12 protein-coding genes are annotated in these 13,383 nt (G+C 70.1%); 9 read left to right on the forward strand and 3 right to left on the reverse strand.

Translation table 11 applies throughout. From position 1 onward, the window contains the following. The first annotated feature begins 74 nt into the window (after positions 1 to 74). Positions 75 to 1,568, forward strand: coding sequence for a DUF1800 domain-containing protein (locus ACTIEF_RS05555; RefSeq protein WP_439471193.1), 1,494 nt, complete (start codon positions 75 to 77; stop codon positions 1,566 to 1,568). Continuing rightward, entirely contained in the window at positions 1,565 to 2,725 is a 1,161-nt protein-coding gene (locus ACTIEF_RS05560) for a DUF1501 domain-containing protein (RefSeq protein WP_439471194.1), read from the forward strand. Before ACTIEF_RS05555 ends, ACTIEF_RS05560 begins: the two co-directional genes overlap by 4 nt. 1 nt (position 2,726) lies before the next feature. Here the strand turns inward: ACTIEF_RS05560 and gatA are convergent, their stop codons facing one another. The 3 genes from gatA to ACTIEF_RS05575 all read right to left on the reverse strand — a co-directional run bounded on the left by gatA (position 2,727) and on the right by ACTIEF_RS05575 (position 5,129). Further along, positions 2,727 to 4,205 carry an Asp-tRNA(Asn)/Glu-tRNA(Gln) amidotransferase subunit GatA gene (gene gatA, locus ACTIEF_RS05565; protein WP_439471195.1) on the reverse strand — a complete coding sequence of 493 codons (1,479 nt, stop codon included), beginning with the start codon at positions 4,203 to 4,205 and terminating at the stop codon, positions 2,727 to 2,729. Positions 4,206 to 4,209: 4 nt separating this feature from the next. Beyond that, positions 4,210 to 4,497 (reverse strand): Asp-tRNA(Asn)/Glu-tRNA(Gln) amidotransferase subunit GatC, encoded by a 288-nt coding sequence (gene gatC / locus ACTIEF_RS05570; protein WP_141626729.1) that lies wholly within the window; start codon positions 4,495 to 4,497, stop codon positions 4,210 to 4,212. A gap of 83 nt (positions 4,498 to 4,580) precedes the next feature. Beyond that, positions 4,581 to 5,129, reverse strand: a complete 549-nt coding sequence (locus tag ACTIEF_RS05575; RefSeq protein ID WP_439471196.1) for a hypothetical protein — start codon at positions 5,127 to 5,129, stop codon at positions 4,581 to 4,583. 74 nt (positions 5,130 to 5,203) lie between these two features. Between ACTIEF_RS05575 and ruvX the strand changes: the two genes are divergently transcribed. The 7 genes from ruvX to topA all read left to right on the forward strand — a co-directional run bounded on the left by ruvX (position 5,204) and on the right by topA (position 13,373). Next, complete coding sequence (gene ruvX, locus ACTIEF_RS05580; RefSeq protein WP_439471502.1) at positions 5,204 to 5,668, forward strand: Holliday junction resolvase RuvX; 465 nt, start codon at positions 5,204 to 5,206, stop codon at positions 5,666 to 5,668. After that, positions 5,665 to 6,588: an AEC family transporter gene (locus tag ACTIEF_RS05585; RefSeq protein WP_439471197.1), complete on the forward strand. Its 924-nt coding sequence runs from the start codon at positions 5,665 to 5,667 to the stop codon at positions 6,586 to 6,588. The genes ruvX and ACTIEF_RS05585 overlap by 4 nt, the downstream gene beginning before the upstream one ends. A gap of 23 nt (positions 6,589 to 6,611) precedes the next feature. Next, a complete protein-coding gene (locus ACTIEF_RS05590; RefSeq protein ID WP_439471198.1) occupies positions 6,612 to 7,592 on the forward strand; it encodes an aspartate carbamoyltransferase catalytic subunit in 981 nt (326 codons plus the stop codon). Beyond that, the gene (gene pyrC / locus ACTIEF_RS05595) at positions 7,589 to 8,875 is read left to right on the forward strand and encodes a dihydroorotase (RefSeq protein WP_439471199.1); all 1,287 of its coding nucleotides are present in this window, start codon (positions 7,589 to 7,591) and stop codon (positions 8,873 to 8,875) included. Before ACTIEF_RS05590 ends, pyrC begins: the two co-directional genes overlap by 4 nt. An 83-nt stretch (positions 8,876 to 8,958) precedes the next feature. Then, complete coding sequence (plsY, locus tag ACTIEF_RS05600) at positions 8,959 to 9,597, forward strand: glycerol-3-phosphate 1-O-acyltransferase PlsY (protein ID WP_439471200.1); 639 nt, start codon at positions 8,959 to 8,961, stop codon at positions 9,595 to 9,597. Next, a complete protein-coding gene (gene dprA / locus ACTIEF_RS05605; RefSeq protein WP_439471201.1) occupies positions 9,594 to 10,673 on the forward strand; it encodes a DNA-processing protein DprA in 1,080 nt (359 codons plus the stop codon). Before plsY ends, dprA begins: the two co-directional genes overlap by 4 nt. Before the next feature lie 78 nt (positions 10,674 to 10,751). Continuing rightward, positions 10,752 to 13,373: a type I DNA topoisomerase gene (topA, locus tag ACTIEF_RS05610; RefSeq protein ID WP_439471202.1), complete on the forward strand. Its 2,622-nt coding sequence runs from the start codon at positions 10,752 to 10,754 to the stop codon at positions 13,371 to 13,373. Positions 13,374 to 13,383 lie beyond the last annotated feature (10 nt).

Here is a 13,383-nt window from a genome sequence, read left to right on the forward strand (position 1 = left end):
CCTGTGACGCAGCTTTCGACGGATCGACCGCCCTGCCCCGTTCATTGTCTATCGCGAACCGACCCGAGGCCGAGATGACCCGCACCGGACCGCCCTCCCGATCACTGGACGCCGCCGTGGCGCTGACGCGCTTCGGGATGGGGGCGAAGCCGGGCGAGATCGCCGCCGTGTCGGCCGACCCGCGAGGCTGGCTGGAGGCGCAGGCCGGCCCGCAGGGCGCGCCGCAGCCGCAGGGCGAGTTCGAGACCTCCGAGGCTCGGCTGGAGCAGTACCGGGACTACCAGCGCGAGACGGCGCAGGCGCGTATGGCGCGCCGCGAGGCGGAGCCGACGCCAGCCATGACGGGCGAGGCGGCGCCGCCTTCGCAGGCGGAGATGGCGCTCGACGCCCGCCGGGCCAGCCGCCGCGATCTGGTTCAGGACACGGCGCGGGAGTTCCTGGCGCGGGCGCAGCTGGGCGCGACCACCCATGCCGGCTTCGCCGAGCGCTGGACCCTGTTCTGGGCCAATGTCTTTACGGCCTCGGCGACCAAATTCCAGGCGGCCGTCTTCATGGGCCAGTATGAGCGGGAGGCGATCCGCCCGAACGTCTTCGGCCGTTTCGAGGATCTGGCGCTGGCGGCCGAAAGCCATCCGGCCATGCTGCTGTATCTGGACCAGGCCCAGTCGGTCGGGCCGAACAGCCCGGCGGGCGAGCGGCGACAGGCGGGGCTGAACGAGAACCTCGCGCGGGAAATCCTGGAACTGCACACGGTTGGCGCCGACGGCGGCTACACCCAGGCGGATGTGACCGAGTTCGCCCGCGCCCTGACCGGCTGGAGCACGGCGGGCCAAGGGCGCGGCCGGGGCGCCGGTCAGGGCGGCGGCGGGCGTGAACGTCGGGCGGCGATGCGGGCCGGTGAGCCGGGCGAGAACGGCTTCGCCTTCCGCGCGGTTGTGCACGAGCCCGGCGAACGGACAGTGCTGGGCCGCCGCTATCCCGCCGGCGGGGTCGATCAGGGTCGCGCCATACTGAAGGACCTGGCCAACCGCCGCGAGACGGCGCGGCGACTGGCGCGAAAACTTGCGGTGCATTTCGTGGCGGACGCGCCGTCGCCGGAGCTGATCAGCGCGCTGGAGCGGGCGTGGACCGGCTCGCGCGGCGATCTGGCCGTCGTGGCCAAGGCGCTGGCGACCCATCCGGACAGCTGGATGCCCGAGGCCCGCAAGGTGAAGACGCCCTATGAGTTCATCGTCTCGGCACACCGGGCCATGGGCACGTCGCCGCGCCGTGTTCCGCAGCTTCAGCAGGCGCTGGTGCAGATGGGCCAGCCGGCCTGGGCCGCGCCCTCGCCGGAGGGCTGGCCGGACACCGCCGCCGACTGGGCCGGACCCGATGCCCTGGTGAAGCGGCTGAACTGGGCCAAGACCGTGGGCGATGCGGCCCCCGCCGCTGACGCCGTCGCCATGGCCGAGGGCGCGCTGGGCGAGCGGCTCGGTGACCGCAGCCGCCAGTTCGTGGCCCGCGCCGAAAGCCGCGCCGAGGCCGTCACCCTGTTCCTGATGTCGCCGGAGTTCCAGCGCCGATGACCGATCTGATGATGAACCGCCGCCTGCTGCTGGGCGGCTCCGTGGCCGGGATCGGTCTGGCCTTCGCGGGACGGACGCGGGCGCAGACACGCGGGCCCAAGCCCAAGCTGGTCGTCATCGTGGCGCGCGGCGCCATGGACGGGCTGTCGGTCACCGTTCCAACGAGCGATCCGAACTATCGCGCCCTGCGTGGCGGACTGGCGATCAACAACGCGCTGGCGATGCGGGACGGCTTCGGCCTGCATCCGGCCCTGCCCGGCCTGAAGGCGATGTACGACGCGGGCCAGTTGAGGTTCGCCCCGGCGGCGGCGATCCCGGTGCGGGTGCGCTCCCACTTCGATGCGCAGGACGTGCTGGAGAATGGCGGCGAGGGCCTGAGGGCCCAGGACGACGGCTGGCTGAACCGGGCGCTCGCGGCAGCGGGCGGCGGATCGTTCAGGGGGCTGTCGGTCGGCGCGCAGACGCCGCTGATCCTGCGCGGCGCGGCCGAAACCTCCAGCTGGGCGCCGGGCGGCCAGGTGAAGGGCGAGGACCGGATCGCCTCGCTGCTGCAGGACCTCTACGTCGACGACCCGCTGCTGCAGGGCAATCTGGCGCGCGGGCTGGAGACGGAAGCCATGGCCATGGCGGCGGGCGACACCTCCCTGCGCCGGAACGACGTCAACGGCCTGGGACAGGCGGTGGCGCGGCTGATGACGGGCGACAACGGCGCGGACGTGGTGGCCTTGAGCATCGACGGCTGGGACACCCACGCGCGCCAGAACGGCCAGATGCAGACGCGGCTGACCGGGCTGGATCAGGTCATCGGCGGCATCCACGACGGGCTGGGCGCGCAATGGGCGAACACCATGGTCGTCGTCGCCACCGAATTCGGCCGCACCGCCCGGGCGAACGGGACGCAGGGGACCGATCACGGCACCGGCTCGTCCCTGCTGGTGGCGGGCGGCGCGCTGAAGCCCGGCGGCCTGATCGGCGACTGGCCGACGCTGGCCGACAACCGGTTGTTCGAGGGCCGCGACCTGTCCCCGACCATCGACGTGCGCTCGGTCTTCAAGGGCGTGCTGCGCGACCATCTGGGCGTGGACCGCGCCGCGCTGGACAGCCGGGTCTTCCCCGGCAGCGCGGCGGAGGCGCCGACCTTGGACGGGCTGGTCTAGCCTACCACCAACGGTCCGGACGCGCGGTGAAGCCCGCAGACTGCTCCAGCACGTCGGCGACCTGGAAGACGGTGGCTTCGTCCAGCGCCTTGCCGATGACCTGCAGGCCGAGCGGCAGGCCGCCGGAATCGACACCGGCCGGAACCGAAATGCCCGGCAGGCCGGCGAGGTTGGCGGTCACCGTGAAGACGTCGTTCAGATACATCGTCACCGGATCGATCTGCTTGTCGCCCAGGGCGAAGGCGGCCGACGGGGTAGACGGGGTCAGGATGGCGTCGACGCGGTCCCAGACATTGTCGAAGTCCTGGGCGATGCGGCGACGCACCTTCAGGGCCTTGACGTAGTAGGCGTCATAGAAACCTGCCGACAGGACGTAGGCGCCGATGGTCAGGCGGCGCTGGACTTCCTTGCCGAAGCCCTCGGCGCGCGAGGTCTCGTAGAGATCGGTCAGCGACTTCGCCTCGCCGGCGCGGTGGCCGAAGCGCATGCCGTCATAGCGCGCCAGGTTCGAGGAGGCCTCGGCCGGGGCGACGATATAGTAGGTCGGCAGGGCGTATTTGGTGTGCGGCAGGCTGATCTCGACGATCTCGGCGCCGGCGGCCTTGAGCCACTGGACGCCCTGATCCCACAGGGCCTGGATCTCGGCGGGCATGCCGTCGACGACGTATTCCCTGGGCACGCCGATGCGCAGGCCCTTCACGCCCTTGCCCAGCGACCGGGTCCAGTCCGGCGTCTCGACATCGAGGCTGGTCGAGTCCTTCGGGTCAAAGGAGCACATGGAGCGCAGCAGGATGGCGGCGTCTTCCACGGTCTTGGTGATCGGCCCGGCCTGATCCAGCGACGAGGCGAAGGCGACCATGCCGAAGCGGCTGGCGCGGCCATAGGTGGGCTTGATGCCGACGGTGCCGGTGAAGGCGGCGGGCTGGCGGATCGAGCCGCCGGTGTCCGACGCGGTGGCGGCCAGGCAGAGGTCGCCTGCGACGGCCGAGGCCGAACCGCCCGAAGACCCGCCGGGGGTCAGGTCGGCGTTGGAGCTGGATGACTTCCACGGATTGACGACCGAGCCATAGGCCGAGGTCTCGTTCGACGAGCCCATGGCGAACTCGTCCATGTTCAGCTTGCCGAGCATGACCGCGCCGTCCGCCCACAGATTGGCGGTGACGGTCGACTCATACGGGGGGACGAAGCCCTTGAGCATGTTGGAGCCGGCGGTCGTCTGGACGCCGTCGGTGCAGAACAGGTCCTTGATGCCCAGCGGCGCGCCTTCCAGCGCCCCGCCCTCGCCTTTCGCCAGACGGGCGTCCGAGGCGCGAGCCATGTCCAGCGCCTTATCGGTCGTCTGGACCACGTAGGCGTTCAGCTTGGGATTGGCGGCGTCGATGTTGGCGACGAAGGCCTTGGTGATCTCTTCCGAGGAGAAGTCGCGGGCCTTGAGGCCGTCGAGGGCGGCCTTGAGGGTCAGTTTGGTCAGGTCGGTCATGTTCTTACTCGACCACCTTGGGCACGACGAAGAAGCCGTCCGCCGACTTCGGAGCGTTGGACAGGACCGCGTCCACCTTGGCGCCGTCGGTGACGACGTCGTCACGCAGGCGCAGAGGCTGCGCCACGTTCGAGGTCATGGGCTCGACGCCGTCCACGTCGACCTCATTCAGTTGTTCGATCCACGCCAGAATGCCGTTCAGCTCCTGGGCCAGCGGCTCCAGCCGCTCTTCGGGGGTCTTGATGCGAGCGAGGTGCGCCACCTTGCGCACGGTCGCGACGTCGACGGCCATGCGGCCCTCCAAATGCGAAACCTGAGCCGGCGGGATTAGCGGTCCCGGCCCGGATTCACAAGGATTCCGACGCGGCGTGCGGCCTATTGCGCGGGAGTGACCGTGATCGCAGCGGGCGGGGCCTCGTTCGCGCCGGGCGTCCAGGCGATGATCAGACGGCGTTCGCGGCGGCCGATCTGGCCGGTCGCCTCGTCCATCACGCTTTCCTCGACCTTCAGATCGACCCGCCCCGGCGCCTCGGACAGGACGGCGTAGTCGAGGAAATCACCGACCCGGAACACAGCCCAGCCCTCGGCCGACGACCGGAAGAAGGCGATGTCGGTGTAGAGACCGTTCATGGCCGGATCGCCGCCCGCGGCGGCGAAGAGCTTGACCGTCGGCCCGCCCTGCTTGGTCAGCTGATCCAGCTTCACGACGGAGGCGGCGTACTGGATGTTCAGATCGTCGGAAGGCTGGACGGTGACCGCGGGGCCGGCGGCGACGAGAGGCGCGGTCTGCGGCGTGGCCTGCGAGGCGGGCAAGGCCGGCGTCGGCGCCTGCGCCTCAGGCACGGCGTCCTTGCGGGTCTCGGTTCCGGGATCGCAGGCGGCGAGGCCCAGGATGGCGGCGACGAACAGGAGTGGATGCTTCATCGAACTCTCCCCAATCGGCGATATGGCGGACATTGCACTTTGACTCCCCGCCCCGCCAGTCCTACCGCGACACCGTGACCGTCCTGACCCTCGAAGAACTCGCCGCCCAGACACCGCCCGGGACCCCGTGGCTGGGGCTGGACCTGGGTGAGAAGACCATCGGCGTGGCCGCCTCCGACGCTACCCGCATCATCGCCAGCCCGCTGCAGCTGATCCGCAAGACCAAGTTCACGGACGACGCCAATGCCGTGCTGAAGCTGATGGACGGACGCCGGGCTTCGGGGCTGGTGATCGGCCTGCCGCTGAACATGGACGGGACCGAGGGGCCGCGCGCCCAGTCGTGCCGCGCCTTCGCCCGCAATCTGCAGCGGCTGCGCGAGGTGCCGGTGACATTCCAGGACGAGCGGCTGTCGACCACGGCGGTCGAGCGCTTCCTGATCGACGAGCTGGACCTGACCCGCAAGCGGCGCTCGGACGTGGTGGACCGCACGGCCGCCGCCTGGATCCTGCAGGGTGCGCTGGATCGCCTGAACGGATGATCGCCCTCATCGCCGGGATCGTCCCGGTCTTCTCCCTGATCGCCATCGGCTACGGCCTGAGGAAGTCGGACTTCCTGCCCGACGCCACCTGGCGGCCGATCGAGAAGCTGTCGATCAACCTGCTCTATCCCGGCTTCCTGATCCCCGCGATCTGGGGCGCGGACCTGTCGGGCGGCGGGGCCGGAGCGGCGGCGGGCGCGGCGGTGACGGCGGTGATCATCGTCGGCGCCTTTGCGCTTCTGGCCAAGCCGTTCCTGAAGATCGAGGGCCCGGCCTACACCAGCGTCTTCCAGGGCGTGATCCGCTGGAACAGTTTCGTCTTCCTTCCGGTCATCCAGGCCACCTTCGGCGCCGAAGGGCTGGCGCTGGCGGCGGTGATGATCGCCAGCATCATTCCGGTGACCAACATCGCCTGCGTCGCCGTGCTGGCCCGCTGGGGCGCGGACCAGAGGGGCGTGTCGCCGCTGGCCCTGACCAAGGCCATGCTGGCCAATCCGATCCTGGTGGCCTGCCTGACCGGACTGGCGCTGAACGTCCTCAAGGTCCCGCCGATCCCGGGCGTGTCCGACACGCTGGAGCTGCTCGGCGCGGCGGCCCTGCCGCTGGGCCTGATCGTGGCGGGCGCGGGGCTGAGCTTCGCCGAGGTGGCCCGGCGCAAGGGGACCATCGCCGCGGTCACCTTCGTCAAGCTGGGAATCATGCCGCCGCTGATGTGGGGCCTGTGCTTCCTCTATGGCGGGGACCAGACGGCGCAGGGCGCGGCCCTGCTGTGCGGCGCGGCGCCCGGCGCGGCGGCGGCCTATCTGCTGGCCCGCCAGATGGGCGGCGACGCCCCGCTGATGGCCGGAATCGTGGCCTCGACCACGGTCGGCAGCGCCTTGACCATTCCGATCCTTCTGGCGCTGTTCCATTTGATGTGATCACCGCTTATAGCCGCGTCTCGATGACCCAGCCCGATGTCACCGACCTGATTCACGAACGGCTGGCGCCGTTTCCCCGCGATCATTTCCTGTCCGCAGGCGATCTGAACGCCGCGACCGTCCCGGTCCTGCTGGACCTCGCCGACGCCTTCGTCGACTTCAACCGTCAATCGGCCAAGTCGCTCGACATCATGCGCGGCCGCACGGTGATGAACCTGTTCTTCGAGAACTCGACGCGGACCAGCGCCTCGTTCGAGATCGCGGCCAAGCGGCTGGGGGCGGATGTGACCGCCCTGTCGCCCAAGACCTCGTCAGTGGCCAAGGGCGAGACCCTGATCGACACCGCCGCCACCTTGAACGCGATGAAGCCGGATGTGCTGGTGGTGCGCCACTCGGCCTCGGGCGCGGCGGCCCTGCTCTCGCAGAAGGTCGGCTGCGCGGTCGTGAACGCCGGCGACGGACGCCATGAGCACCCGACCCAGGCCCTGCTGGACCTGCTGAGCCTGCGCCGCGCCTTTGGCGACGTCGGCGGGCTGACGGTGGCCATTTGCGGCGACATCGCCCACAGCCGGGTGGCCCGCTCAAACGTGGCCCTGCTGTCGATGATGGGCGCCCGCGTCCGCCTGATCGGCCCGCCGACCTTGGTGCCTGGCGACGCCGACCGCTGGGGCTGCGAGGTCTTCCACGACATGAAGGACGGGCTGCAGGGCGTTGATGTCGCGATGATGCTGCGCCTGCAGCTGGAGCGGATGGAGGGCGCGCTGGTGCCCTCGACCCGCGAGTATTTCCGCTTCTGGGGTCTGGACCGCGAGAAGCTGGCCTGGGCCAAGCCGGGCGCCAAGGTCATGCACCCCGGCCCGATGAACCGGGGCGTGGAGATCGACTCGGACGTGGCCGACGACCTTTCGGTGTCGCTGATCCAGGATCAGGTCGAAATGGGGGTCGCCGCGCGCATGGCCGTGCTGGCCGCCCTGTCCGTGCGCCGCGAAGGAGGCCTCGCATGAGCGCCCTCGCCATTCTGAACGCCCGCCTTCTCGACCCGGCGAGCGACTATGACGGCCCCGGCGCCCTGCTGATCGTCGACGGGGTGATCACCGAGGTGATCCACGGCTCCCACGCCAGCGCCCCCGCCGATGTCGAGGTGATCGACGCGGGCGGCCTGTGCCTGGCGCCCGGCCTGATCGACATCCGGGTCAAGACCGGCGAGCCGGGCGACGAGCCCAAGGAAACGCTGAAGTCGGCCAGTCTGGCGGCTGCGGCGGGCGGGGTGACCACCATCGTGGTCCAGCCCGACACCGATCCTGCCATCGACGATCCGGCGATGATCGACCACATCCAGCGACGCGGCGCCGCGCTGGACCTTGTCAACGTCCGGGCTGCGGGCGCGGCGACCAAGGCGCGCGACGGCCAGCGCATGGCCGAGATTGGGCTGATGGACGAGGCCGGCGCCCTGTATTTCACCGACGGCGACAAGGTGATCGCCAACACGCGCACCCTGCAGCGGGTGATGAGCTACGCCGCCGCCTTCAACGCCCTGATCGCCTGCCGTCCGGCCGATCCGTGGCTGAGCGAGGGCGCGGTGGCGACCTCGGGCGAGTTGGCCACCCGTCTGGGCCTGTCCGGCGTGCCCGCCATCGCCGAACGCATCCAGCTGGAGCGCGACCTGGCGCTGGTCGAGCAGACCGGCGCGCGGTTCCTGGTCGACCAGATTTCGACCGAGGGCGCGCTGGAGACGCTGGCGCGGGCGCGCGGCAAGGGGCTGGAGGTCGCCGCCTCGGTGTCGATCAACCACCTCTGCTTCAACGAGCTGGACATCGGCGACTACCGCACCTTCTACCGGCTGGACCCGCCGCTGCGCGCCGAGAGCGACCGACAGGCGCTGGTCGAGGCGGTGCGCGCGGGGCTGATCGACGCCATCACCAGCGCCCACGCCCCGGCCCCGGCCGAGGACAAGCGCCGTCCGTTCGGCGAGGCCGCGCCTGGCGCCGTGGGTCTGGAGACCCTGCTGCCCGCCGCCCTGACCCTGCACCACGAGGACGGGCTGGACCTGCTGGACGTGCTGCGCCCCCTGACCTCGGGCCCGGCGGGCCTGCTGGGTCTGGAGGCGGGCGTGCTGAAGGCGGGCGCTCCGGCGGACCTGGTGCTGTTCGACCCAGGCGCGCCGGTGGTCATCGACGCGGATACGCTGAAGTCCAAGTCGAAGAACTCGCCGTTCGACGGCCGTCGTCTGCAGGGCAAGGTCATCGGGACCTTCGTCGGCGGACGTCGGGTTTACGAGACCCGCTGACGGGACGACCCCGAATCAGCGGAAACTGCGCTTCAACGCGCGCGAAGTCGTGATACACACGCATTGGCTGTATGGGGGTTGAAGTGCAGGATCTGGTCGGACCCGTTCTCGGGACGCTCGCCCTCGTGGCGGTCGGCGGCTACCTGCTGGGCTCCATCCCGTTTGGTGTGATCATCACCCGGGCCGCGGGCGCCGGTGACGTGCGTCAGATCGGTTCGGGCAATATCGGCGCGACCAATGTCCTGCGTACGGGCCGCAAGGATCTGGCCCTGGCCACCCTGCTGCTGGACGCGGGCAAGGGCGCGGCGGCGCTGCTGATCGCGCGCTACCTCTTCCCAAACGACCTCGTGCCCGCCATCGCCGGCGGCGCGGCCTTCCTGGGCCACCTCTTCCCCGTCTGGCTGAAGTTCAAGGGCGGCAAGGGGGTGGCCACCTTCTTCGGCCTGCTGCTGGCCGCCGCCTGGCCGCTGGGCCTGCTGGCGGCGGCGACCTGGATCCTGGTCGCGGTCCTGTTCCGCATCTCGTCCCTGTCGGCCCTGGTGGCCTCGGCGGCGGCGCCGCTCTTCGCCCTGTCGCCGCTGGCGGCGCTGGGCCTGCCCGCCCCGGCCGCGATCACGGCGCTGGCGGCCTTCACCGCCGTGCTGATCTGGATCCGCCACGCCGAGAACATCGGCCGCCTGCTCAAGGGGGCCGAACCCCGGATCGGCGCGAAGAAGGCGTGAGCCTGACGCGGGCCGAACGTTTCGCCCGCCTGCGGCTCGCCCGCACCGACCGCATCGGCCCCGTCGCCTTCCGCCAGTTGCTGGACCGCTTCCGCAGCGCCGAGCGCGCGGTCGAGGCCCTGCCCGACCTGATCCGCAAGGGCGGCAGCGGCCATGCCCTGCCCTCTCCCAACCGCATTGAGGACGAGATCGCCGCCGGAGACCGGATCGGCGCGCGGCTGATCGTGCTGGGCGAGGCCGACTATCCGGAGATGCTGGCCGCCGTCGATCCGCCGCCGCCGGTGCTGTGGACCCGGGGCGACGCCGCCCTGTTGACCCAGCCCTGCATCGCCATTGTCGGGGCGCGGATCGCCTCGGCGGGCGGGCAGCGGATCGCGCGGGGACTGGCGCAGCAACTGGGACAGGCCGGGCATGTGGTGGTCTCCGGGCTGGCGCGCGGCATCGACGGCGCGGCTCATACCGGCGCCCTGCCCACGGGCACGGTGGCGGTGCTGGGCGGCGGGGTCGACGACGTCTACCCGCCCGACAACGCCGCGCTCTATGAGCAGATCGTCGAACAGGGCTGCATCGTCTCCGAAAGCCCGGTCGGTCACAGGGCGCAGGCGAAAGACTTCCCCCGCCGCAACCGCATCATCTCCGGCCTGTCGCGTGGGGTGGTCGTGGTGGAGGCCGAGATCAAGTCGGGCTCGCTGATCACCGCTCGGCTGGCCGCCGAACAGGGCCGCGACGTCTTCGCCGTGCCGGGTTCTCCGCTGGACCCGCGCGCCAAAGGGCCGAACGAATTGCTGCGTCAGGGCGCCATCCTGTGCGAGGGGCTGGACGATATCGAGCGGGAATTCGGACGGGCGCGGTCGGTGCGCGAACCGGGACCGGACAATCCGTTCGAAGGCGCGCCGGATGGGGTGGACGAGGCCCTGATCGAGCGGGTGGCCGCCCTGCTCTCGCCCACCCCGACGCCACGCGACGAACTGGCGCGCGCGGCGGATGCGCCGATCAGCGCGGTCGCCGCGGCCCTGCTGGAGCTCGCCCTGTCCGGCCGCGCGACGCTTCTGCCGGGCGGAATGGCCTCTCTTTGACCCCGTTTACTCGCCTACCGATTGACAGCGAGGCTTAGGCCAACCACGTTCCCGCCCCTTCGAAAGGCGCCTCCCCTAATGAATCTCGTCGTCGTCGAAAGCCCCGCGAAGGCCAAGACCATCAATAAGTACCTCGGCTCGGACTACACGGTCCTGGCCTCCTACGGTCACGTCCGCGACCTCCCGTCCAAGGACGGATCGGTCCTGCCCGACGACGATTTCGCCATGACCTGGGAGGTCGACGCCAAGGCGTCCAAGCGGCTGAGCGAGATCGCCGAGATCGCCAAGAAGTCCGACCGCGTCATCCTCGCGACCGACCCGGATCGCGAAGGGGAAGCGATCAGCTGGCACCTGCTCGAGGTGCTGCAGAAGAAGAAGGCGCTGAAGGACACGACCGTCCAGCGCGTCACCTTCAACGCCATCACCAAGTCCGCCGTTCTGGAAGCCATGGCCGCGCCGCGCGACGTGGATATGGAGCTGGTCGAGGCCTATCTGGCCCGCCGCGCGCTGGATTATCTGGTGGGCTTCACCCTGTCGCCTGTGCTGTGGCGCAAGCTGCCGGGCGCGCGCTCGGCCGGTCGGGTGCAATCGGTCGCCCTGCGCATCGTCGTCGATCGCGAGATGGAGATCGAGAAGTTCAAGGCGCAGGAATACTGGTCCGTCGAGGCCGATCTGGCCGCCGACAGCCCGCCCTTCACCGCCCGTCTGGTCAAGCACGCCGGCAAGCGGGTGCAGCGTCTGGACATCATCTCCGAAGCCATGGCGACCGCCGCGCGCGACGCCATCAACGCCGGGGTGTTCACGATCAACTCGGTCGAGAAGAAGCCGGTGCGGCGCTCGCCCAGCCCGCCCTTCATGACCTCGACCCTGCAGCAGGAGGCCAGCCGCAAGCTGGGCTTCACCGCCCAGCGCACCATGCAGGCGGCGCAGAAACTGTATGAGGGCGTGGACGATCAGGGCGGTCTGATCACCTATATGCGGACCGACGGCCTGTACGTCAGCCCGGAGGGGATCGCCCAGGCGCGCGAGGTCATCACCCAGCGTTACGGCCCGGCCTACGTTCCGGAACAACCCAAATATTACAAGACGAAGGCCAAGAACGCTCAGGAAGCGCACGAAGCCATCCGTCCGACCAACATGGCCCGCGCGCCCGAGACCCTGCGTCTCGAGAGCGACCTGCAGCGCCTGTACGAACTGATCTGGAAGCGCACCATCGCCAGCCAGATGGAGTCCGCCAAGCTGGACCGCACCACGGTCGAGATCGAGGAACCGAGCGGCCAGACCGCCCTGCGCGCCACCGGTCAGGTGGTGACCTTCGACGGCTTCATGGCCGTCTATGAAGAGGGCCGCGACGAGAAGCAGAAGACCGGCGAGGACGACGAGGACGACACCACCCGCCTGCCCGCGCTGAAGGAAGGTTCGACCGCCAAGGTCGAGGCCATCCGCACCGAGCAGCATTTCACCGAGCCGCCCCCGCGCTATTCGGAAGCGACCCTGGTCAAGAAACTGGAAGAGCTGGGCATCGGCCGTCCCTCGACCTACGCCTCGATCCTGACGACCTTGCGCGACCGCGAATACGTCCGCGTCGATAAGAACCGCTTCTATCCCGAGGACAAGGGGCGGCTGGTCACGGCCTTCCTCGAGCAGTTCTTCCGCAAGTGGGTGGAGTACGACTTCACCGCCGCGCTGGAGACGCGTCTCGATGAGGTGTCGGCGGGCGAGCTGAACTGGAAGGTGCTGCTGCGCGACTTCTGGACCGACTTCCACGCCGCCACGAGCGCCGCGGGCGAGCTGCGCACCACGGCGATCCTGGACGCGCTGAACGAGTCGCTGGGGCCGCACATCTTCCCGATGAAGGAAGACGGATCGGATCCGCGCGAATGCCCGCTGTGCCATCAGGGCCAGCTGAGCCTGAAGACCAGCCGCTTCGGCGCCTTTGTCGGCTGCTCGCGCTACCCCGACTGCAAATACACCCGCCCGGTCGCGGCCCCTGACGCCGACGGCGGCGGAGCGGACGGCGGCGACCGCACGCTGGGCAATGACCCGGCCACAGGCCAGCCGGTCGAGCTGAAGATCGGCCGCTTCGGTCCCTATGTGGAGACCATGCCGCTGGACGCGGACAAGCCGAAGCGCTCATCCCTGCCCAAGGGCTGGAGCCCCGCGTCGCTGCAACTGGAACAGGCCCTGCGCCTGCTGGCCCTGCCGCGCGAGGTGGGCGTCCACCCCGAGGACGGCAAGATGATCACGGCGGGTCTGGGCCGCTACGGTCCCTTCGTGCTTCACGCGGGGACTTACGCGAATGTCTCTGACATCGAAGAAGTTTTCGAGGTCGGCCTGAACCGCGCCGTCGCCCTGCTGGCCGAGAAGCGCGCCGGGCGTCCGGGCCGGGGCGCGGCCACCGCGCCGCTGAAGGAACTGGGCGAACACCCCGAGGACAAGGGCCCCGTCCAGGTCATGGCCGGCCGCTTCGGCCCCTATGTGAAATGGGGCAAGGTCAACGCCACCATCCCGAAGGGCACGGCGCCGGAAGACATGACGCTGGAAGCGGCCCTGCCGCTGCTGGCCGAACGCGCGGCCAAGGCCCCGGCGGCGAAGAAGAAGGCGGCTCCCAAGAAGGCCGCCACGCCGAAGAAGGCGGCCGCGAAGAAACCCGCCGCCAAGAAGGCTCCGGCCAAGAAGAAGGCTGCGGCGGAGGAGTAATCCTCCGCCC

It is taken from the genome of Brevundimonas sp. (assembly GCF_051858995.1).
In the GTDB taxonomy this organism is placed as follows: Bacteria; Pseudomonadota; Alphaproteobacteria; order Caulobacterales; family Caulobacteraceae; genus Brevundimonas.

Coding starts and splice junctions, on each gene's coding strand:
- pyrC (WP_439471199.1), top strand. CDS start 7,589: ATGAGCGCCCTCGCCATTCTGAACGCCCGCCTTCTCGACCCGGCGAGC.
- topA (WP_439471202.1), top strand. CDS start 10,752: ATGAATCTCGTCGTCGTCGAAAGCCCCGCGAAGGCCAAGACCATCAAT.
- ACTIEF_RS05555 (WP_439471193.1), top strand. CDS start 75: ATGACCCGCACCGGACCGCCCTCCCGATCACTGGACGCCGCCGTGGCG.
- gatC (WP_141626729.1), bottom strand. CDS start 4,497: ATGGCCGTCGACGTCGCGACCGTGCGCAAGGTGGCGCACCTCGCTCGC.
- ACTIEF_RS05560 (WP_439471194.1), top strand. CDS start 1,565: ATGACCGATCTGATGATGAACCGCCGCCTGCTGCTGGGCGGCTCCGTG.
- gatA (WP_439471195.1), bottom strand. CDS start 4,205: ATGACCGACCTGACCAAACTGACCCTCAAGGCCGCCCTCGACGGCCTC.
- ACTIEF_RS05575 (WP_439471196.1), bottom strand. CDS start 5,129: ATGAAGCATCCACTCCTGTTCGTCGCCGCCATCCTGGGCCTCGCCGCC.
- ACTIEF_RS05590 (WP_439471198.1), top strand. CDS start 6,612: ATGACCCAGCCCGATGTCACCGACCTGATTCACGAACGGCTGGCGCCG.
- ACTIEF_RS05585 (WP_439471197.1), top strand. CDS start 5,665: ATGATCGCCCTCATCGCCGGGATCGTCCCGGTCTTCTCCCTGATCGCC.